This window comes from Salibacterium qingdaonense (genome assembly GCF_900114715.1).
GTDB lineage: Bacteria > Bacillota > Bacilli > Bacillales > Marinococcaceae > Salibacterium > Salibacterium qingdaonense.
In genome coordinates this window covers 14,270-36,600 of sequence record NZ_FOTY01000017.1, presented here as the reverse complement: position 1 = coordinate 36,600, position 22,331 = coordinate 14,270, and the positions used below count along the sequence as shown (strand labels likewise).

Genomic DNA, 22,331 nt, shown 5'->3' with positions numbered 1-22,331 from the left:
TCACGAGTCTGGGACAATAGTAAAAAATGTTGAATAAAAAAAGGGTCCGATTATCAAAACAAGATAATCGGATCCTTTTTTATAAGATGAAAATACCTTCCGTGAAGAAGTTGAGGTGGTACTGGCGTTGTACTTTTTCAAGTTCACCGCCAGCAGTGCAAACCCTATCTCATTTTTCACTTTCTTCGTGCCACGCACGGAGAAACGGGTGAAACGCAAACAAGCCTTCAAAAATCCAAAAACTGGTTCTACGTCTACCTTCCGTTTTCCGTAGATTTCTCCCGTTTCTGGTTCCGAAAGCTTCTCTCTCGTATAGGCTTTGTGGTCTTCCCATTTCTCATTATAGGAAATCTTGCGATTGTTCCCTTCTTTAGCTTTGGTACACGATGCTCGTAACGGACAACCGGTACAGTCTTCACTTTCATAGACACGGAAGGTCCGCTCGTACCCATAACGGTCTGTTCGGTGGGAGTCGTACCGATAGGTCAACGACTGCCCGGCGGGGCAAATAAACGTATCGCTCTCTTCATCATACGGCCAGTTCGCAACGTTAAACGCATTGTCTCTGTGCTTCTTCTTCTTCTCTTTGCGGTATTGATTGTAGGTGATCAAAGGTGTGCGCTGTCTGTTGAAACGGACATCGTCATAATTCTGTTCACTGCCGTATCCCGCATCCGCCACGATATAAGAGGGAAGGTTGAAAAAGTTGTTCTCGATATGGTCCAAAAAGGGCATGAATGTACGGGTGTCGGTCGGATTCGGAAAGATATCATAGGCAAGGGCATATTGACCTTCGGTCGCCAGTTGAAGGTTGTAGCCGGGTTTCAGCTGCCCATTTTTCATATAGTCTTCTTTCATTCGCATAAATGTGGCGTCGTGGTCCGTTTTAGAGTAACTGTTTCGCTCTCCGAAAATCTCCATATCCTTCCGGTATTTCTCTTTGCGGGCGATCATATCATCGAACTGTTTGCGGTAGTGTTTCGGTTCTTTCCTCGCTGCACGCAGGTCTTTGCGTTCTTTGCCATTAGAGCTTTCCTCAATGTGCTGATCGTACGTCTCCACTTCTTTATTCAATTGTTCCCGGACAGCTGTGAGCTCCTCGGTCGAAAGTTCGTCCGAACTTTCCCGATCGATAGCTGGAATGATTTCCTTTTCCAACAGTTCCTCGTACATACGATTGGACTTTTCAACCAGCTGTCGGCTGTATCGTTCGGTGGCTTTGCGCCAGACGAAGGTAAATTTATTGGCATTGGCCTCCAATTTCGTTCCATCAATGAAAATCGCTTCTTCTTCGATCACATCCTCTTCCACAAGCTGACATCGGAATTGAACGAAACATTGACGCAAAAGATCCTGGACATCGGGATGGATACGAAAACGGTTGATGGTACGGTAACTCGGCTCATACCCCTGTGCCAACCACATCATGCGCACACTGTCTTGAAGAAGACCTTCTATCTTTCTTCCCGAAAACACGGACTGGGTGTAGGCACAGAGAATAATCTTCATCATCATTCTGGGATGGTAAGAAGGGCGTCCATTCTCCTGCATCAGGCTGATAAAGGCTTCATCCGGAATTTGTTCCACCATATGGTGGACGGTATAGGCAATATCATTTTTCTGCAGTTTCACTTCCAGATCTAAAGGCAAAACAACGTGATTCATGTTATAATAATGGAACAAAGGGATCCCTCCTGTGGTTGTTGTGTGGTGCTTCAATTATAGCAGAGGGACCCCTTTTTTGTTTATTTCGTTTCGAAAAAACTTAAAAAAATAGAAGGGTGCGGCTTCCGATTGTCTTATCGGAAGCCGCACCCTTATTTACTAATATTTACTGGTTTTGTCCCAGACTCGTGACGTATTTCCACCGGATCATGACGTTGAAGGGCGCACCGGCTTATGAACGATTCCTTTCTCTTTTCAGGCAGCGGCGCGGACTCTTGGCCGTGTCGGCTCGTTCCTTTTTTTCTTTTCCCGCTGAACGCAGCGTAGATTGGTTCCCGGGTGACGTTTACAGGGGCACGAGATTCTCTAAAGTGCTTTATGAATCATGTCTGATGACGTTTTGAGGGGCGCCCTATATACTAAAGTGCTTCAGGCGATGGGCCGAACGACGTTTAGGGGGACGCACCACCTCCTAAAGTGCCTTCGGACCCATTCCCAACGAACAACAACGCCCGTCCGCCTATCCCGAACGACACGCACAAACGCCTCCATGTTCTAAACCTCCCGTACATCTGCCATGCCTTTGCCTGCCTTTATACTGCGCTATACCGGCCGGCGTGGTGATCAGAGACCTGGAGCGGCCGGGCTCCGCCGGTTTCGACAGGCAGCTGATCCGGTGGAGCCCCGGCGAATCGATGTCGCCCTTGTGCTCTGGAGTAAAAGAAAAACATGTTGACGCAGCGGTTTGTCTCAGAAACGAAAAATGCCGAACGATTTTTAAAAATCGTTCGGCATTTTTCGTTTCTTTATAGAGGTTTTATCCCAGACCCGCTTTTTCTTTAATGTGTCCGGCGGTTGTCGATGTCCTGGTCAATGCTGCTTTGCAGGTCAGCCATGTTTATCATGTGTTCGGCTGCCTGAGCTCTTGTTACTTCTGTCTCAGGTCCAAAAGTGTCTTGGCTGCTGCTTATCAGGTTGAGCTGCAGGGCGGTGTTAATAGATCCGGTATCAGTGATGGCGTCTGCATCGTTGAAAGGTGGTGTCTCGTCTGTCATGTGGGTGGCAAACTGATCGTAGCCGAGAATACGGACCATTGATTGAACGAATGGTTCATGGGTCAGTGTCGAATCAGGATCCACCGTGTCACGGCTGCTGTCGAGCCACTCTCGTTCATCAGCGAAAGAAACCACAGCATAGTAAGGGCTGTCCGGTGATATTTCTTTCACGTCCTGTTTTTCATTCGCGTAGTAACTGGTACGGTCAAACCTTGGTGAGACAGCACTTGCTGCCATGCGCAGCCAGTCCCCGTAAGTGAGTGTTTCATCGGGAAGGATATTTCCTTCTGCATCGGGATTGAGCACGTTGTATTGCACCAAGGTTTGAAGCGCATCCGCTGATTCATGGCCTTGGATGTCCTTTGCAGGAGGAGCATTCTCCTCCGGTATTCCTGCGGCTGCCGGAACGGGTGATTGCCAGTTCCCGGTTTGTGCATTCACCACAGGGTTTACTACCGATTGACTGGAGAGCTGTTTTTGATACACGAGTTTCGTTTCGGTTTCGTCTGACCCGGCATTCGTTCCAACAGGGAAGGACTGATAGGAAAGAGACGCATTGATAGAGTCCGAGTACTGCTCGGCTGCGGCTTCCTCTCCGATGTCATCGGTCAGTCCTTCTATCTTTTCCTCGAGGTTGGACGTCAGATTTCTGCGGTATTCGACCAGCTCTCCACTGCTGTTCAACGTAATGGTGATTTGATCGTTTTGCACCGGAATCTCTCCGGCAAACCGCTGAAACGTGAATCTGTTCGTATTCTGTTCCGTGGAATCGGGTAATCCGCTGGAAACCGCCAGTTTAAATTCTTCCGATGCATCCGGGTACAGCGCAGACAGAATGGAAACGGCCTCTTCTTTTAAGGCTTCACTCGATATTTCTTCTCCGTCCTCTGAGTCTGTTTGAGAGGGCCTTGCGCTGAATTGATTGATGGTAAGAATCTGTCCTGTGGCGGCATCTACTTCTGCCTGGATAGAACCGCCCGTTCCCTGCTGCATCTGCCATATCAACTGCCAGGCCGACGTGTCACTGTCCGGCTGCTGCCGTAGAGAAGCCTGCTCTGGTTCACGGTCCTGCAGTTTATCCATCTGTTCCTGTACAACACGCACAGCCTGAGATTCGGAGATGGAACCATCTTCTCCTGTTTCCAGCGGTTCATACGTAGAGGCTGCGTCCAGTTCCGCATAGGAACGGTCTGTCTGCTCGTATGCTTCTCCCTGGCGGTTCAAGAATTCATCTGCACCTGCGTCAATGTACATCGGATTATGGGAGGGGGCCGGCCCCCATCCGAGAAATACCTCTTCCTTTGCTCCTGCGGGGGAAGTGTAATAAGCCAATCTTATATTGACATTATCCTGAAACGTAGAAATCGCTTCCTTTTTTGTGACTTCAGGTTCGGATTCCGGATATTCTGCTGAAGGGGACGTGGTGTTGGAAAAGCTCGTCACCTCGCCGGCTCCGTTAATTCCTACCTGAATCGCTTGTTCCGAAGCAGGAACGCCGTCTATGTATGGAACATAATTCATGGTGTATCCGACGTCTCCAAACAGAGATTCAAGGGGTGTTGTCGTATTCCCCTCACGCTTGAGCTGCTCGATATCCACCGATGGAACCGCGGTTTTGATTACTTCTTCTGCTTTAGCAGCAGCTTCTTCTTCAGAAATGTCCGGAGGGTAATACGCCTTTGTGTCTTCGTTCATCGGGCCGAGAATGCTTGCACGTATAACGTCTCCTGTCACCGCATTCACAATTCCTGAAAAACCGTAACTGGAACTGCCTTCGCTGTATTCCCATCGTACATCCCATTCAAGCTCTCCGCTGCCGCTTAGTGTTCCTGAATCGCGGCGCAGTTCAACCTGTTGAACCTCGGCTTCTTCGAGGGCGGGAAGGACAGTTCTAAGTTTTTTTACGGCTTCATCCTTTGTAATGTCGGCATCTGCGGGATCAACTTCGCTGGTACTGACCTGACTGCTTTCCTCTGAACTGTTGGAATGATTGTTTTCTGCATTAATGGTCACTTCCACTTCGTCGTCAGGTGCGGCCTGGCTGGTCTCTGCGCCTGCTGTCCAGGACAGGCCGAGGACTGCGGCAAGGGATAATTTAGCATAACAGTGCCGGTACCGTCTTTGACCATCCATCGAATCTCTCCTCTCTTTTTTCCTGAAAATTCTTTTAAAAACATGATCAAGGAAGATGTTACTATACTAAGATGGAATTGAAAAGAATATCTGTGAAGAAATATATTGGAAATAACGGAAGCCGGAAAAAGATTATCATGCCCACAAACCCTCCCCATTTGTGATAATATGAAAGAAAGAACGTAGGGCATCAGCAGAGGAAATGGGAGGAATGAAAGTGGAAACGGAACGTTCCGGGCTCCAGCAGGTGATAGAGAACATAGAACGCGTCGTTGTAGGTAAACGTGAAGAAATAGAATTGAGCTTGACTGCCCTGCTTGCGAAAGGGCACGTTCTGCTTGAGGATGTGCCGGGGGTTGGAAAAACAATGATGGTGCGGGCGATTGCCCGGTCTATCGGAGCGGATTTCAAAAGAATTCAATTCACTCCGGATTTACTGCCTTCCGATGTAAGCGGGGTGTCGATATATAACCAGAAAACGCAGTCTTTTGAATTCCGGGAAGGACCGGTGATGTCCAATGTGGTACTGGCAGATGAAATCAACCGTACGTCGCCGAAAACGCAGTCATCGCTCTTGGAAGCACTGGAAGAAGGAAGTGTGACAATCGATGGGCGGACACGAGATCTGGAGCAGCCTTTTTTTGTGATGGCAACTCAGAATCCGATCGAATATGGGGGGACGTATCCACTTCCGGAGGCACAGCTGGACCGTTTTTTGTTTAAGCTGAAGATGGGCTATCCGACATACGAAGAAGAACTCAGTGTGCTGAAAAGAGTAGAGCAGAACCATCCAATCCAGGAACTGCATGAGGTGCTTAGTCTGGAAGACATTCTCAAGATGCAAGAGCAGGTTTCGTCTGTGTATGTGGATGATGCTGTGAAACAGTACATCATTTCCATCGTAAATGAAACGAGAACCCACCGGGATGTACAGCTCGGAGTCAGTCCGCGCGGATCGATTGCCCTTATGAAAGCTTCGCAGGCTTTTGCCTTTCTAAAGGGGCGGGAGTACGTTGTTCCCGACGATATTAAACATCTTGCGCCTGTTGCGCTGAGCCACCGCATTATCCTGCGCTCGGATCTGCAGATGGTGGAAAAAGACGGGGAAGATGTGATTCGTGATATTCTTTCTACGCTTCGTGTGCCGCTTGCCGGTAAGGAAATGGTGCAGTAAATGAGACCGGGACGAATCATTGTAAAAACGGGCAAAGCATTGCTGCTGGCTGCAGTTATGGGGGGCCTTTACACCTATGCGATGTTTCAGGGTGGATTTGTGAGCTGGTTTCTTTTTTACAGTGTATTGTCGGCTGTGATTCTGAATGCCCTGTTTATCGCTTATCCGCTCCGCCGTCTTCAGGTAACAAGAAACGTGAGCCGTACGATGCTGTCCTACAATGAAAGCATGGAGGTAACTCTCCATGTTGAAAAAAAACTGCCTTTTCCGTTTCTGTTCTTAAGTGTGGAGGATACTGTTCCGTCCGGGGTTGAAGGACTGGGGCAGGAATCCGGTACTATTTTTTTTCTATCTCCAGCGCTGTCGCTGTCTCACTCCTATGACATCCGGGGAGGACGCCGGGGTGAATACTGGTTCTCCACTGTCATGCTCAGAACAGGGGATTTATTTGGATTCATTACAAAAGAGTATGAAGTTGATCTTCCACAGCCGGTAACGGTGCTGCCCCGGCTCCGTCCGCTGAAACGGTGGAACGGTCTTCGCAATGAGAATCAGGAAACTACTCCTTCCGCTGTGAGAATGATGGATCAGAGTTATTCTGTCGCCGGTGTAAGGGATTATATACCAGGCGATAAAATGACAAGTGTTGATTGGAAAGTCAGCGCCCGGGCCGGCAAATTGGTAACAAAGGAATTTGAATCACAGGAAGGACAGGGCCATCTCGTCATCATCGACAATACCATCGAAAAAAGCAGGGATGCGTTGGAAGAACGGATTGAGTTTGCTGCATCCTTCACGGATTACTGTTATAAAAAAGGGGTGCCGACCGGTTTGGGTTTTTCCACCGGAGAAGAGGTTCTGCTCGAGGAAGAGTCGAAACGCGCCCATTTCCAAAGCATCTATCAGGAACTGGCAAAACTGGAACCAGGAAGCGCTTCGTTTGATGAAGCGGTTTTTTTCCGGCAGCAGTTTCATGGACGTTCCCTGCTTTATATTACTTCTGTTATGTCAGCGCAGCGCACGGAAGAACTGCAGCAGGTATTGAAGAACCGTAATGAGCTGGTGGTTGCGTTCTGCGGTCATGAGACGATGGACGAGCAGGAACGGATCCGCCTGGAGAAGCTCCGGGGGAGCGGGGCGGTCACGGCTTATGTATGGATGGATGACAACGCCTTTGATATAACATCCTAGAAGGAGGACCTGCCGTGCAGCGGACAAAACAGACACCAAAAATATTTTTAATGTATATGATCGGGTATCTTCTGTTAATGGAATGGCTGATCCCTCTTCCGGAAGTAACAAACACCGGATACGTTCCGGTGTTTATGGCAGCGGCGGGTTTTTTCTTTCTGGTTATGTTTTTGCAGTTCCCATGGTGGGTTACCCTGCTTTTGACAGCCGGGGGGATGTTATTCAGCATTCATTCCATCTTTCTTGACGAGACATTGTTCAGCATACAGTGGTGGCAGGCTCTTTACATAGAAGGAACCACTAATATCAGTTATATGCTGGAAGGCCGCTGGTACGGCATGAGTGATATGTTCCGGAGCTTTTTATTTATGCTGCTTCTGTCTATTATGAGCTATCTTTTGTATTTCTGGATCGTGCAGGCGAGGCGGATTCTGTTCTTCTTTTTGTTTACTGTCATCTATATCGGGGTGATGGATACCTTTTTCGTCTATGATGGAACCACAGCGGTTATCCGTGTTTTCGTTCTCGGTTTTATTCTGATGGCGCTTTTGCAGTGGGACCGTCTCGTCTATTATTATCCCGGCGCGGTACAGTCGAGGTTTGTGTGGTTCCGCTGGACGATGCTGGCCTTGTTTCTGCTTGCATGTTCAACGGCTGTTGGATTACTCCTGCCAAAGGCAGAGCCTCAGTGGCCGGACCCGGTACCGTTCTTAGAACGTACGGCAGGAATTGAAACGCCTGCCGGAAGCGGCGGTGAAACCGTACAGAAAATCGGATACGGTGAAAATGATGAACAGCTCGGCGGCGGCTTTGAGATGGATGAGACCCCTGTATTCACTGCTTCAGGAGGAGACGTGGGGTACTGGCGCGGAGAGTCGAAGAACGTGTATACCGGCCGCGGCTGGGAGTCGAATACTCCGGAACGGCCTTCACCGGTCAGTGGGTTTTATGATGATTCGGTGGAGACTACTCAGCAGAACGTTACGGTGCAGATAGCACAAGAACATGCCGGCGCTTTTGATTTTGCGTTTTATCCAGGAAGTCTTCAGGATATAGAAGTTCCAAATCAAAATGTGTCTCTTGAAGTGGACCGCTATACCGGCAGAGCATCGACGACAGCAGCCGGGGAGCCGCTTGCTCCCAGACGTTATGAGCTCACGTATGGATACCCTGAATTTTCTATCGAACAAATGCAGAGTGCCTCCACGAACGACCCGCAGTATATAGAGGATTACTTCCTCGGTCTTCCGGATGATCTTCCTTCCTCCATCCGGGAGCAGGCTGATGAGATCACATCTGGTGAGAATAATCGGTACGACAAAGTGCGGGCTGTGGAACGTTATTTTAACAGCCCGGAATTCACGTATGATACCTCCAATATCGCGGTTCCGGAACAAGGAGAAGATTACGTGGAGCAGTTTCTGTTTGATACACAGCGCGGCTACTGCGATAATTTTTCCACCTCAATGGCGGTTATGCTCCGTACGGTTGGGATTCCAACACGGTGGGTGAAAGGTTTTACAAAAGGGAGTGAATCCCAGGCCGGGGAGAACAGCACGGTTTATGAAGTAACGAGTGCCAATGCCCACTCCTGGGTCGAGGTTTATTTTCCAGGTACGGGCTGGGTTCCATTTGAGCCGACGAGAGGATTTTCCTCTGAATTTGACTACTCTCAGCAGGAGAATACAGAGGAAAATAACGAAACGCCGGAAAGGGAAGAGGAGCAGCAGGAACAACAACAGGACACAGAAGAGGAAGAACAACAGCAGAATCAGGAAGAAAATGATACACAGGCTGCTGCTTCATCCTCAGGTATGCCGAAGTGGCCCTTTATCGCAGGCGGTGTACTCGTACTTGCCGCTCTCCTGTACGTCTTCCGGTTTACCATCATCAAAAAAGGGATGCTGCTGCGGTTCCGGCATACCAAAGATGCGGCTTCTTTCACGAGAGCCTTTTATTCACTCCTGCGTCTTCTGCGTCATGCCGGGTTCGACCGGCGTGATGGCGAAACGCTCCGCGAATACGGGAAGCGGATGGATGAGTGGTTTGCTGTCAACGACATGAGTACGCTTGTTCACGAGTATGAAAAAATTCATTACGGCGGCCGGCCGAAAAAAGAAAACTGGGATCATATCACTGCGGTCTGGGCGAAAATGGTACACCGCATTGGAACTTGACCGTTTCACAGGCGGACTGCTAAAATAGTAGGCATGTTTCAGCAGTAGACAATACCAGCTTCGTATATCTTTCAAGGGAAAGAGTTTCTACCCGGTCGTTTCAGATTGGACTACGAAGGCAGGATAGCCGGAGATACGTATATCCCGGAATCTGTCTTCGTTTTTCTTGATCTGGAGATGGGTTCCGGTTTTTTTTATTTTACTAACAGGAGAAAGGTGAATGGGGACATGTCAAACGAAACGGAGAGGATCGTCGTTCTTGACTTCGGCGGTCAATACAATCAGCTGATTACCCGCCGCATCAGAGACCTTGGTGTCTACAGTGAGCTGCATCCGGGATCTGTCACGGCGCAGCAGCTGAAGGAGATAGAGCCGTCGGGTATTATTTTCTCCGGCGGACCCGGCAGTGCTTACGCCGAAGGAGCCCCGGCTGCCGATCCGGCCATTTATGAACTCGGGATTCCGATTCTTGGAATCTGCTACGGTATGCAGCTGTTGACGCAGCACTACGGCGGCCGGGTGGAAGCATCGAATCACCGCGAATACGGAAAGGCAGCACTTCAGGTGCAGCACAGCTCCGCGCTTTATCAGGGCCTTTCAAACGAGCAGACGGTATGGATGAGCCACGGAGACCTGATTACAGCACCACCGGAAGGATTTCGAACCGACGCCGGCAATGCCTCCTGCCCGGTGGCGGGGATGAGTGATGAAGCACGCGGGATTTACGGTGTGCAGTTTCATCCGGAAGTCCGCCATACCGAGCACGGCGATGCTATTCTTAAGAACTTTGCTTTTACGATCTGCGGCTGTGCCGGAGAATGGTCGATGAGCAATTTTGTAGAAGATCAGACCGCCTTGATCCGCGAACAGGTAGGAGACAAAAACGTACTCTGTGCGCTGAGCGGCGGGGTGGACTCTTCTGTGGTCGCAGCCTTGATTCACCAGGCCATTGGTGATCAACTTACATGTATGTTCATTGACCATGGTCTTCTCCGCAAAGGGGAGGCGGAGAGCGTCATGGACACCTTTGCCGGCGACTTCAACATGAACATGGTGAAAATTGACGCCCAGGAGCGTTTTCTGACGAAACTGGAGGGCGTTTCCGATCCGGAAGAAAAGCGGAAAATCATCGGCAATGAGTTCATCTACCTGTTTGAAGAGGAAGCGGAAAAACTCGAAAACATGGATTATCTAGCCCAGGGTACGCTTTACACCGATGTTATTGAAAGCGGCACGGATACCGCCCAGACGATTAAGTCCCACCATAACGTCGGCGGACTGCCCGAAGATATGAACATGGACCTGATTGAACCGCTTAATACGTTATTCAAAGACGAAGTACGCCAGCTCGGAACGGAACTCGGCGTTCCTGACGACATCGTGTGGCGCCAGCCGTTCCCGGGACCTGGACTGGGTATCCGCGTGCTCGGTGAGATTACGGAAGAAAAGCTCGGGATTGTGCGCGAATCGGATGCGATTCTGCGTGAGGAAATCAGTAACGCCGGGCTCGACCGTGAGATTTGGCAGTACTTCACCGCCCTTCCGGATATGCGGAGCGTTGGTGTTATGGGAGACGCGAGAACCTATGATTATACGGTCGGCGTCCGCGCGGTAACGTCGGTGGACGGTATGACCTCGGACTGGGCGAGAATCCCGTATGAGGTGCTTGAATCCATTTCCACGAGAATTGTGAACGAAGTCCAGCATGTGAACCGGGTCGTTTATGATATCACGTCTAAGCCGCCTTCCACGATTGAGTGGGAGTAAAGAGAAGATATCGGTTTCCGGCCATCCGGATGTTTGTTCAATTATTTGACAAAATGACTGCTTTTGCCATCTGTTCGGGGTAAAATAATAAAAACAGATGGCTGTCTCTATATGAAGCGTTTCGTATAACAGCGGTAATAGGGTCCGCTGGTTTCTACAGGCTGCCGTAAATAGCTTGACTACGAATTCTGGACCGAAAGAAGCAGCGTCTTTCTTTCGTCCGACTTTTGTGGTTGAAGCTTCAGATGCAGCATCATGCATCTGGAGCTTTTTCTTATTATACGGGGTGCACACGTACACCCTGATAGAAAATGGGGGAATAGCTTGTGAAACGTTATTTTGAATTTGAAGAATGGGGAACGGGGTACAGACAGGAAAGCATGGCCGGCCTGACCACTTTTCTGGCGATGGCTTACATCTTGTTTGTGAATCCCAGCATTCTGTCCGAAGCAGGTATGGACGAAGGAGCTATCTTTACGGCTACGGCTTTGTCCGCTGCAGTAGGGACGTTAATTATGGGGCTTATTGCCAAATACCCGATTGCGCTGGCACCAGGCATGGGGCTTAACGCCTTTTTCACCTACACGGTTGTTTTAACGATGGGGATACCCTGGCAGATCGCGCTTTTCAGTGTTTTTGTTTCTGGTGTTATTTTTATCTTTATTACGCTCTTTGGGATTCGTGAAAAAGTCATCAACGCGATCCCTTCCCAGTTAAAATACGCGGCTGCCGCCGGTATCGGGCTGTACATTGCATTTATCGGTTTTCAGAATACCGGCATTGTGGTTGCGGATGAATCAACCATGGTGGCGCTGGGCGATATGACGCAGCAGACGACCGTTCTCGCTTGTTTCGGCCTGCTTGTCACAGTTGTACTGATGGTTCTTGGTTTTCAGGGGGGCATCTTTTACGGAATGGTCATCACCGCTGCAGCCGGTATGCTGTTTGGAGTCATCAGCCTTCCTGATGCCGTCGTCGGTTCCGTGCCGAGTCTTGCGCCGACATTCGGAACGGCGTTCACCTTCCTCGGCGAACTGGAGTGGAGTGCCCAGATGGCCGGGCAGATTGCCATTGTGGTTCTCACCTTTTTGTTTGTCGACTTTTTTGACACAGCCGGAACGCTGTACGGGGTCGCCAATCAGGCCGGCTTTGTGAAAAACAATAAGCTTCCGCGCGCAGGCCGGGCGCTTCTCGCGGATTCATCAGCCACCTCGATTGGGGCGGTGCTTGGTACATCCACGACCACCGCTTATATTGAGTCAACATCCGGCGTCGCAGCAGGGGCAAGAACAGGCTTTGCCTCCCTTGTCACCGGTGTGCTGTTTCTATTATCTCTGTTCTTTTCGCCGCTTCTTACCGTCGTCACAGACGAGGTAACAGGTCCGGCACTCATTATCGTCGGCGTGCTCATGGCATCGTCACTCCGCCTGATCGAGTGGGATAAACTCGAAATGGCGCTCCCGGCCTTTTTAACCGTGGTGGCGATGCCTATGACGTACAGCATCGCTACCGGGATTGCGCTTGGATTCATCTTTTATCCAATCACGATGGTGCTAAAAGGAAAAGGCCGTGACATTCACCCGATCATGTACGCGCTGTTCTTTGTGTTTATCATTTATTTTGCCTTTTTAGGGGCTTAATCCATGCACTTTCTTCCATAACTAACGAGGATCCCGGACAACGGGGTCCTCTTTATATATAAGATCATCTGTACATTCGCGGTGAAAGTTGACGTTGGTTTTGGTCATACGACGACCGACGGCCAAAAGGAGAGGAAAAAACGCTTTAAACGTAAGTATAAATGATTCATGAGACAGTTTAGGAGGGGCGCGGTCCGTATAAACGTAACATAGAACAGGTCATAGTGACGTTTACCATACCAAGCAGCAGTGTAAACGTCATTATGCAAAGAGGACGGCAACGTTTTATGTCCCCTTTTCCGGTTCATACGAAAACCCTTCGCCGGCTACTTCTTTCACGTCATGCACAGACACAAAGGCATAGGGATCCACTTCGGAAATGATGGATTTCAGATGAATAAGCTGATTTCGGTTAACGACACAGTACAATACATTCCGCTCATTTTTCGTGTAACTTCCCCTGCCGGTCAGTACGGTGGAGCCGCGGCGCATCCGATGTGTGATCGCTTCTGAAACGGCATCGGTATGATTGGAGATAATCATGGCGGACTTGGCGGCGTTTGCCCCTTCAATGATGAAATCAATTACCCGTGTCGCGATGAAGACCGCTACAAGAGTGTACATAGCCTCCGGCAGCGTAAGGTGAACGAGAGAGAATGTAATGACAAAGGCATCGAAGAAAAACATCGTCGATCCAATTCCGGTGCCGAGATACTTTTCACACAACCGGGCGATAATGTCAGCGCCGCCGGTGGTGCCGCCGGAACGGAAAATAATCCCGAGGCCGGTTCCGGCAAAAACGCCGGCAAACAGGGAAACAAGAATCATGTCATTTTTCAGAAAGACCTCGGCGTGCCAGATATTTTCAAAAAATGATAAAGCAAGCGACATCATTAAGGTGCCGTAGAGGCTGTAGATAAAGACTTTTCGTCCAAGCAGTTTTCCGCCGATGATAAAGAGCGGAACATTCAGGACGATGTTGGATATCGACGGCGGGATGGAGAGAAGGTAATAAAGAATCAGACTGAGGCCTGTGAAACCGCCGTGGGCCAGACCGTTCTGGAGATTAAAGTGAATGATGCCGAACGCGAAAATAAAAGCGCCGATGGCGATCAGAATAAAATTCGTGAGCCGCAGGCCGCGCAGCCAGTAAGTCATAAGGGTCGTTCTCCTTTATCCGTGGTCTGTTCCTAGTATAGCCACTTCCCGGTAAGGCAAATCATTAGATTGAATCCGGCTGCAGATGGGAAAATAAGAAAGAATGATAAAAAAGGAGGACGGTTACAATGAGTCAATTTGAAGCATTGATCGTGGATAAAGCAGAAGACAACACGGTGACGCGCGATATACAAACGTTATCGTTTGATGACCTCCCTGAAGGTGAAGTGCTCGTTAAGGTTCGTTATTCCAGCGTGAACTTTAAAGACGGCATGGCTGCAATGACCGATGGAAATATTGTAAGTGATTATCCGATGGTACCCGGGATTGATTTATCAGGAGTGGTGGAAGAATCCCGTGACGACAGGTTTTCCAAAGGCGATCCGGTTATTGTCACAAGTTACGAGCTCGGTGTCTCTCATTACGGAGGATTCGCGGAGTACGCCCGCGTTCCGGTAGACTGGGTCGTACCGCTTCCGGAACAGATGACGCTTGAAGAAGCTATGATTTATGGGACAGCTGGATTTACAGCGGGATTGTCGGTGATGCGGCTTCAGGAAGAAGGCGTGAAGCCTGAAGATGGAACGGTTCTTGTCACCGGTGCGACAGGCGGTGTCGGCAGTATGGCTGTCGCAATGCTCTCCAATCTCGGATACCGCGTGGCGGCGAGCACCGGTAAATCTTCGGAGCATGACTTTCTGAAAAGCCTGGGAGCTTCAGAAATTCTAAGCCGGGACGACGTGCAGCCCGAAAGCATCCGTCCCATCGACAAACAGCGCTGGGCCGGCGCCGTCGATCCGGTCGGCGGCGAGACGCTTTCCTACGTCTTGAGTACGCTGGCGTATGACGGCGTCGTTGCTGTGAGTGGACTTACCGCGGGAACCAAGGTGCCGACCACCGTCTTTCCTTTTATACTGCGGGGTGTGACACTTACCGGAATCGATTCGGTCAACTGTCCGATGCCGCGCCGGCTGGACGTCTGGGAGCGGCTCGCTTCCGACCTGAAAGTCGGAGAGGAACTGAAGCAGATAGCAGATCATGTCTCCCTGCATGAGCTTCCTGCCACGCTTGATCAGATTCTCGCCGGCCGGGTGCAGGGAAGAAAAGTCGTAACCTTTGCCTGAGAGATGCAGAACCGCTCTCCCTCTTTATATGGAGGGTGAGCGGTTTTTATAAGAAAAAGGCGGTACTTCCCCTCCCTTTTTGTCCTGTGGAAGTGGAGAAAGCGTCACATGACACGATTCATACCGCCGTTGTTCCAATTACTTCTTTCTATTGTACTTATGAGTCATCCATCACTCCTGTTACTCCGGACCTGCAGGAATGACGATCCGGCTGTTCAGGAAACTTTTTCAATGAAAAATTGCTTTATAATATGTCGTAATGGACAAGGTATGGTGTATGCTTTGAGGAAACGGTCGTTATAGAAAACAATCAATCAAACGGCAGAAAGGCCGGATGATACAGATTTCCTATCAATCGGAAACGTTATCGTAAAAATCATCATAGTATACCTGTCACGGTTCTAAGTCACGCGGATCAGCAGAGCGTGCAGGGTTTAACCCGGGTCCGTTGTTTCATACACTATATGCAAAGCAGAACGGACTCGGGAGAATGGGGGAGCAAATGAATATTAAAAAACGATTGCTTGAAACGGAGCCGGTATGCCGGGATTATCTTTCTCTGGATCCTGGGATTCTTGCGCAGCGGCTGTCCGAGATGGCGGAAATAGGAAAAACGCAAAACAGTGGAGTAACCAGGTTTGTATACACAGACGAAGAGGCTGAGGCGAAAGCATTGTTCCGGTCCTGGATGGAGCAGGCGGGCTTAAGCGTACGGGAAGATGAAGTTGGGAATCTATACGGAAGGCTTGAAGGTACGAACCCTGATATGCCGGCGGTTTTGACTGGTTCGCATCTGGACACAGTGCCTGAAGGTGGTGCTTTTGATGGAGCGCTTGGCTGTATCAGCTCCCTGATGGCCGTCGAGGCGGTAATCGAACAGGAAGGGAGGCTGACTCATCCGGTGGAAGTCGCAGTCTTTATCGATGAGGAAGGAGCCCGTTTTGGCGGTGGACTGCTCGGAAGCCGCATCGCGATGGGGGAAGTGACGAAAGAAGACTTGTTTCAGATGAAAGATGATTACGATACAACGGCAGCTGAAGCGATGAAACGTTCTGGATACACGCCCAACAAACTGAATCAGTGCTTCCTTTCACCTGAAACGATTGAAGCCTTCCTTGAAGTGCACGTGGAACAGGGGAAACAGCTTGAGCAGGCGGACAGCAGTGTCGGCATTGTCAACGGGATAGCAGGACCTTCCTGGCTGGAAATCACGTTAAAGGGAGAAACAGACCATGCGGGTAATACACCGATGGATATGAGAAGGGATGCCGCTGCTGCGGCAGCAGAAGTGATGACCGCGGTGGAAGCTGTTCCGGACGAAATCAGCAGTACGGCTGTTGCCACGGTCGGCAAATTGACTCTTTCTCCGAATGGATCAAATGTAATTGCCGGACGGGCGGATTTGATTGTGGATATCCGGGATATAGAAGAAGATACGAGGGATGAGATGATCCGGCGCATCGAACAGGTGGTGCTTGATATCGCCGAAAAAAGAAACGTGGAATCGGAAACGCTTCTTCAGGTTCGTATCCCTCCGGTTCCGGTCCCCCAGTGGCTGCAGCACCGTATGGAAACAGCCGCGAAGACGTTGGAGCTGCCGTATCAATATTTACCGAGCGGCGCCGGGCATGATGCGATGATACTTGGGAGGTATATTCCATCCGGAATGATTTTTGTACCAAGTGTAGAGGGAAGGAGTCACAGTCCGGAAGAGTTCACGGAACTCAAAGACTGCCTGGACGGCACCGCACTGCTGCTTGAAACGCTTAAAATAGCCGGCAATTAAAAAGAGAAAAACGCTGGATAGTAGTGTGCAGGGAAGAACTCTTGCGGATAATCCCCGGCGTCAGCTTGCAGTCACTCATTCCAGATATCAGCACGGTAGTGTCCGCGAGATGGTGTTACGCGGGCACTAATTTTATGTTTCAGCCCGCCGTTCTCCACATCGCACGCTGCCCCCCCCTTTTTTTTTCAGTCCCGGAGCTGAAAAAGGGAGGATTTGAAGGCACGGTGGGTTTACGTATCTTATGTAGCCGATGAGTACGGGTGGTTGAGCCACTCGGGAAAATCATGATGAAGATCGGCAGCATCCTGGTAGCCGGCGTTATACATTTTTTCCAGCCTGGCCGGATCTTTTTCGGTGCGATGGGCGTTCAGGGAAGCGTCGGGACGAAGCACTTTCACCCTGCCGCGCTCTTCCAAATCCTCGAGCTGGTCCATCGTCTCGTTATAAACAGCGGGTCGATTGATGAGTGCCTGGACGAAGCCGGGATAGTTTTTGTAAAAGCGGCGGGCGAGACGACTCAGTTTGAATGGCTCTTTGCGGTAGCCTTTGGGGCGGGTGAGAACGATGATGTTTTGTTCGCAGCCGTCGGCGATTGCCTGTTCAACAGGAACCGGATCGGCCACGCCGCCGTCGAGAAGCTGCCACCCTTTATAGTTCACGACCGGGGCCAGCATCGGCAGGCTGCTGGAGGCCCGGACGGCAGTCAGTATGTCTTCATCACGCTGGTGATAAATATAATGAGGATTTCCTGTTTTGATGTCGGTTGTCCCGATGACAAACGTCTGACTGCTGTTGTTAATCTGATCCACATCCAATGGGACGAGACTTTTCGGCACTTCGTCGTATAAAAAATTCATGCCGAACAGACTTTTTTCCCTCCATAAGTTTCGAATACTTAGAAAACGCGGGTCTCCGGCCATCCCGATCTGGAGTTTCTTGTTGCGTCCTTTCTGCCTGGCAAGGTAAGAGCACGCAACCGAAGCACCGGATGAAACGCCGGAAACGTAGGGAAAGTGTATGTCCTGGTCGAGAAAATACTCAAGAACTCCCGCCGTATAAACGCCGCGCATTCCTCCGCCTTCAAGTACAAGACCAATATCGTTCATATGCAAAGACTCCTTTTCCTTCCCTCATCCTCTAATGAAATCCTAGCAAAGCAGGAAAATTTACACAAGCACTGTGCCTGCTGTTCCTTCCATTTCTATGAAGGAAACAGGTATTATAGAATAATGAAAGCAGACGAGAACAGAACTACTACTCTTGAAAGGAGAACAGATATGGCAAAAAAGAAACGGTTCGAAGTGCAGGATGGAGAAACGATTGAAGAATGCCTGGAGCGCATCCAAAAAGAAGGGTTTGCACCGGTCGGACGCAGAGAGGAACCGGTATTCCAGGAAGTGAAGCAAAACGGTAAAATAGAGAACATACCGGTAAAACAGAAGATAATATTTGAAGCGCGTCCGCAATAACCGAACATTTCATTTTCATGAAGTTGAAACGTTCGATTTTTAATTGACAGATTTCATCACATACTGTTAAGCTGAAAAAGGAATAAAACGATAAATCAATACTCTCATATATCATCGGGAATACGGCCTGATACGTTTCTACCCGGCGACCGTAAATGGCCGGACTATGAGAGAAAGAACGGCAGAAAGCCGGCACAAGGACCGCTGTGGAATCGGCTGCGTCCGTTGTTTTGCCGGCAGGGACACCCCCGGCAGCCGGACCACTTTCTCTTGGAAGAAACTGGCCCCGGCGCCGGGGTATTTTACTGTTCAAGGAAGGAGTCGATCCTGATATGGAGGCACAAGTAGGCGTCATCATGGGAAGTACATCAGACTGGGAAACAATGAAACATGCAGTCGATGTACTGGAAGAGCTGGAGATACCATACGAGAAGCAGGTCGTTTCGGCGCACCGCACACCGGATTACATGTTTGAATACGCCGCTTCGGCAAAAGAAAGAGGCTTGAAGACAATTATCGCCGGAGCAGGCGGAGCGGCCCACCTGCCCGGCATGGCCGCTTCGAAGACAACACTTCCGGTTATTGGTGTTCCTGTAAAATCCAATGCCCTGAACGGCATGGACTCTCTTCTGTCGATTGCACAGATGCCCGGGGGCGTGCCGGTGGCAACAACGGCGATCGGCCGGTCGGGCGCCGTCAATGCAGGACTGCTTGCCGCCCGCTTTCTCGGCGCGTTTGATGAAACCATTGCCGAGCGGCTGGAACAGCGAAGTGAAGCTATGCGGCAGAAAGTAATGGAAACGGGGGATTTATCATGAAACCTTCCATTTTACCCGGACAGACAATAGGAATTCTCGGGGGCGGACAACTTGGCCGGATGATGGGACTGTCAGCGCGCGCGATGGGGTACCGGATCGCAGTACTCGAACCGAAACCGGATGCCCCGACGGCACAAATTGCTGATGTATCCGTGGAAGCGGCCTACGATGATCGCGCGGCCGCCCGGGAACTCGCCAATCACTGTGATGTGCTCACATATGAATTCGAAAATATCGACGCGGATACGGCTTCGTTTCTCGAACAATCGATGTATCTGCCGCAGGGCAGCAGTCTGCTGCATACAACGAAACATAGAGGACGTGAGAAACAGGCCATTCAGAACGCCGGCGTCGATGTGTCCCCGTACCGTCTTGTATCAAGTGCTGCTGCTCTGGAAGAAGCAATGCAGGACATCGGCTGTCCGGCTGTTTTGAAAACGTGTGAAGGCGGATACGACGGAAAAGGACAGGTTGTCATCCGCGAGGACACGAACATTCAGGATGCTTTTGATGAGCTTGCTGCCCAGACGACAGATCTTGTGCTGGAAGCCTGGATCCCGTTTGAAAAAGAAATATCGGTTATCGTGACGCGCAGCACAAACGGCGAAACGACAACGTTTCCGGCGGGGGAAAACAAACACCAAAACAATATTTTGCACCAGACGATTGTACCGGCGTATATAGCGGAGCAGACAGAAAAGAAAGCCGTGGACATGGCGTATGAACTGGCTGAAGCGTTTGATCTCGTCGGAACTCTTGCGGTGGAAATGTTTGTGCTTGATGAAGACACGGTGTATGTCAATGAGGTGGCGCCTCGTCCGCACAATTCCGGCCACTATACGATAGAAGCCTGCGAAACGTCGCAGTTTGAACAGCATGTGCGCGCTGTCTGCGGTCTGCCGCTTGGCTCGACACAGCTGTTGAAACCCGTCGTGATGACGAATATTCTCGGAGAGCATGTGCCTTATGTGCAGGATCATTTCGCTTCGTTTGCAGGAAGCGGCCACGTTCATTTTTACGGCAAGCAGGAAGCAAAGACCGGCCGGAAAATGGGACACTGGACCGTTCTTGGCAGCGGGCGGGACGATGCGCTGGAAAAAACAAGCCGTGTATGGCCCGAATAAACGATAGAGAGTGGAGGAAATCGAATGATTGAACGGTATACCCGCCCGGAAATGGGTGCGGTCTGGACGGAGGAAAATCGGTTTAACGCCTGGCTTGAAGTAGAAATTTCCGCCTGTGAAGCCTGGGCGGACTACGGGGATATTCCCAAAGAAGACGCCGCCAAAATCCGCGGGAATGCAGGATTTGACGTGGAGCGGATTCAGGAGATTGAGGCCGAAACACGCCACGACGTCGTTGCTTTCACGCGGGCGGTGTCGGAAACGCTTGGAGAAGAGAAGAAATGGGTCCATTACGGACTGACTTCCACCGATGTGGTGGATACGGCGTTGTCTTATCTTCTCGTGCAGGCGAACGATATTCTGCTCAGGGACCTTGAGAATTTTCTCGCTGTGTTGAAAAAAAAGGCAGTGGAGCACAAGTATACGGTCATGATGGGCCGTACCCACGGTGTTCACGCAGAACCGACTACGTTTGGAATGAAACTGGCGCTCTGGTACGAAGAAATGAAACGAAATATCGAGCGGTTCAAGCAGGCGGCTGAAACGGTCCGGGTCGGTAAACTCTCCGGCGCCGTCGGAACGTTTGCGAACATTCCACCGTTTATTGAGAAATCGGTCTGCGAAAAGCTCGGCCTTGAACCGGCGCCGGTTTCCACCCAGACCCTGCAGCGAGACCGCCACGCCCATTACATGAGCACGCTGGCGCTCGTTGCCTCTTCCATCGAAAAAATGGCGGTGGAAGTCCGCGGCCTTCAGAAAAGCGAGACGCGGGAAGTCGAAGAGTTTTTCGCCAAAGGACAGAAAGGCTCGTCAGCCATGCCGCACAAACGTAACCCGATCGGTTCGGAAAACATGACAGGCCTGGCCCGCGTCATCCGCGGTCATATGATGACAGCATATGAGAATGTGCCGCTTTGGCATGAACGCGACATTTCCCATTCTTCCGCGGAACGGATTATTCTGCCGGACGCTACGACGGCGCTTAACTATATGCTCAACCGTTTTTCCGGCATTATCGAGAAACTTACCGTCTTTCCGGAAAATATGAAGGCGAACATGGACCGCACCTTCGGCCTGATTTACTCGCAGCAGGTGCTTTTAACCCTGATCAGCAAGGGAATGGCGCGCGAAGAAGCGTACGACCTTGTACAGCCTAAAGCGATGGAATCCTGGGAAAATGGCATATCATTCCGCGCGGTGATCGAACAGGAACCACGCATCACCGAAACACTTACGCCGGAAGAACTTGACGGCTGTTTTGACTACAACCATCACCTTCGTGAAATCGACACGGTCTTCAAACGGACCGGACTGGAAGACTAAAGGAGGGCGCCGGGCATGGAGAAAAAGGAACTGCTGTATGAGGGCAAAGCGAAGAAGCTGTATGAAACAGATGATCCGGACCTGCTATGGGTGGAATACAAAGACGATGCGACCGCTTTTAACGGCGAAAAACAGGAAGTGCTCGCAGGCAAGGGCCGCTTGAACAACGTGTTGTCGTCGATGCTTTTTGCAACCCTTGATGAGGCAGGAATTCCGAGCCATTTTGAGCGGAAACTGTCCGACACGGAACAGCTCGTCCGAAAAACCGAAATCATCCCGCTTGAAGTTGTCGTCCGCAATGTTGTCGCGGGCAGTCTGCACCGCCGTACCGGCACAGCGGAGGGCACCGAGCTGAAAGAGCCGGTGGTTGAGTTTTACTACAAAGACGACGAGCTCGGTGATCCGCTTATTAACGAAGATCATATCCGCATGCTCGAGGCAGCACAGCCTGATGAGCTGCAGGATATGAGAACCGGGGCGCTGGCTGTCAACGAAGCGTTGAAGGATCATTTCGGGCAGCACGGACTTCTGCTCGTCGATTTCAAGCTCGAGTTTGGTACGACGGCGGACGGAAACCTTCTGCTCGCAGACGAAATTTCACCGGATACATGCCGCCTGTGGGATGAAAAGACAAGGGAAAAATTCGACAAAGATGTGTTCCGCTACGGCCTTGGGTCTCTTCAGGAAGGCTATACAAAAATTCTAAAAAGACTGGGAGGGGCATAAA

The 22,331-nt window shown here is 50.5% G+C and carries 16 protein-coding genes and 2 riboswitches; of the genes, 12 read left to right on the top strand and 4 right to left on the bottom strand.

From position 1 onward, the window contains the following. Both BM058_RS12505 and BM058_RS12500 read right to left on the bottom strand, forming a co-directional pair. Positions 1-1,683 carry an IS1182 family transposase gene (locus tag BM058_RS12505; RefSeq protein ID WP_245736983.1) on the bottom strand — a complete coding sequence of 561 codons (1,683 nt, stop codon included), beginning with the start codon at positions 1,681-1,683 and terminating at the stop codon, positions 1-3. A gap of 821 nt (positions 1,684-2,504) precedes the next feature. After that, entirely contained in the window at positions 2,505-4,853 is a 2,349-nt protein-coding gene (locus tag BM058_RS12500; protein ID WP_090927387.1) for an S-layer homology domain-containing protein, read from the bottom strand. A 211-nt stretch (positions 4,854-5,064) separates the two neighbouring features. On the opposite strand from BM058_RS12500, the gene BM058_RS12495 reads away from it, so the two are divergent. The 5 genes from BM058_RS12495 (at position 5,065) to BM058_RS12475 (ending at position 12,802) form a co-directional block, all read left to right on the top strand. Further along, on the top strand, positions 5,065-6,027 hold the full coding sequence (locus BM058_RS12495) for an AAA family ATPase (RefSeq protein ID WP_090927386.1): 963 nt from the start codon (positions 5,065-5,067) through the stop codon (positions 6,025-6,027). After that, positions 6,028-7,218 (top strand): DUF58 domain-containing protein, encoded by a 1,191-nt coding sequence (locus BM058_RS12490; protein ID WP_090927385.1) that lies wholly within the window; start codon positions 6,028-6,030, stop codon positions 7,216-7,218. A 14-nt stretch (positions 7,219-7,232) separates the two neighbouring features. Next, positions 7,233-9,395: a transglutaminase TgpA family protein gene (locus BM058_RS12485; RefSeq protein ID WP_090927384.1), complete on the top strand. Its 2,163-nt coding sequence runs from the start codon at positions 7,233-7,235 to the stop codon at positions 9,393-9,395. 228 nt (positions 9,396-9,623) lie between these two features. Then, positions 9,624-11,162, top strand: coding sequence for a glutamine-hydrolyzing GMP synthase (guaA, locus tag BM058_RS12480; protein ID WP_090927415.1), 1,539 nt, complete (start codon positions 9,624-9,626; stop codon positions 11,160-11,162). Between the two features lie 101 nt (positions 11,163-11,263). Continuing rightward, a riboswitch (purine riboswitch) is annotated at positions 11,264-11,364 on the top strand. Between the two features lie 124 nt (positions 11,365-11,488). Beyond that, positions 11,489-12,802, top strand: coding sequence for an NCS2 family permease (locus tag BM058_RS12475; protein WP_177195545.1), 1,314 nt, complete (start codon positions 11,489-11,491; stop codon positions 12,800-12,802). 285 nt (positions 12,803-13,087) lie between these two features. Here the strand turns inward: BM058_RS12475 and BM058_RS12470 are convergent, their stop codons facing one another. Beyond that, positions 13,088-13,960: a YitT family protein gene (locus tag BM058_RS12470; protein ID WP_090927383.1), complete on the bottom strand. Its 873-nt coding sequence runs from the start codon at positions 13,958-13,960 to the stop codon at positions 13,088-13,090. A gap of 128 nt (positions 13,961-14,088) precedes the next feature. Between BM058_RS12470 and BM058_RS12465 the strand changes: the two genes are divergently transcribed. Then, the gene (locus BM058_RS12465; protein ID WP_090927382.1) at positions 14,089-15,084 is read left to right on the top strand and encodes an acrylyl-CoA reductase family protein; all 996 of its coding nucleotides are present in this window, start codon (positions 14,089-14,091) and stop codon (positions 15,082-15,084) included. A gap of 502 nt (positions 15,085-15,586) precedes the next feature. After that, complete coding sequence (locus tag BM058_RS12460; protein WP_245736981.1) at positions 15,587-16,870, top strand: Zn-dependent hydrolase; 1,284 nt, start codon at positions 15,587-15,589, stop codon at positions 16,868-16,870. 239 nt (positions 16,871-17,109) lie between these two features. Here the strand turns inward: BM058_RS12460 and BM058_RS12455 are convergent, their stop codons facing one another. Then, positions 17,110-17,976, bottom strand: a complete 867-nt coding sequence (locus tag BM058_RS12455; RefSeq protein WP_090927380.1) for a patatin-like phospholipase family protein — start codon at positions 17,974-17,976, stop codon at positions 17,110-17,112. A gap of 171 nt (positions 17,977-18,147) precedes the next feature. On the opposite strand from BM058_RS12455, the gene BM058_RS12450 reads away from it, so the two are divergent. The 5 genes from BM058_RS12450 to purC all read left to right on the top strand — a co-directional run bounded on the left by BM058_RS12450 (position 18,148) and on the right by purC (position 22,330). Further along, complete coding sequence (locus tag BM058_RS12450) at positions 18,148-18,339, top strand: NETI motif-containing protein (protein ID WP_090927379.1); 192 nt, start codon at positions 18,148-18,150, stop codon at positions 18,337-18,339. 84 nt (positions 18,340-18,423) lie between these two features. Beyond that, positions 18,424-18,526, top strand: a riboswitch (purine riboswitch). A 145-nt stretch (positions 18,527-18,671) separates the two neighbouring features. Further along, complete coding sequence (gene purE, locus BM058_RS12445) at positions 18,672-19,157, top strand: 5-(carboxyamino)imidazole ribonucleotide mutase (RefSeq protein WP_090927413.1); 486 nt, start codon at positions 18,672-18,674, stop codon at positions 19,155-19,157. Beyond that, on the top strand, positions 19,151-20,281 hold the full coding sequence (gene purK, locus BM058_RS12440) for a 5-(carboxyamino)imidazole ribonucleotide synthase (RefSeq protein WP_407690181.1): 1,131 nt from the start codon (positions 19,151-19,153) through the stop codon (positions 20,279-20,281). Before purE ends, purK begins: the two co-directional genes overlap by 7 nt. A gap of 24 nt (positions 20,282-20,305) precedes the next feature. Next, positions 20,306-21,604 (top strand): adenylosuccinate lyase, encoded by a 1,299-nt coding sequence (purB, locus tag BM058_RS12435; RefSeq protein ID WP_090927377.1) that lies wholly within the window; start codon positions 20,306-20,308, stop codon positions 21,602-21,604. A gap of 15 nt (positions 21,605-21,619) precedes the next feature. Continuing rightward, positions 21,620-22,330: a phosphoribosylaminoimidazolesuccinocarboxamide synthase gene (gene purC, locus BM058_RS12430; protein ID WP_090927376.1), complete on the top strand. Its 711-nt coding sequence runs from the start codon at positions 21,620-21,622 to the stop codon at positions 22,328-22,330. Position 22,331 lies beyond the last annotated feature (1 nt).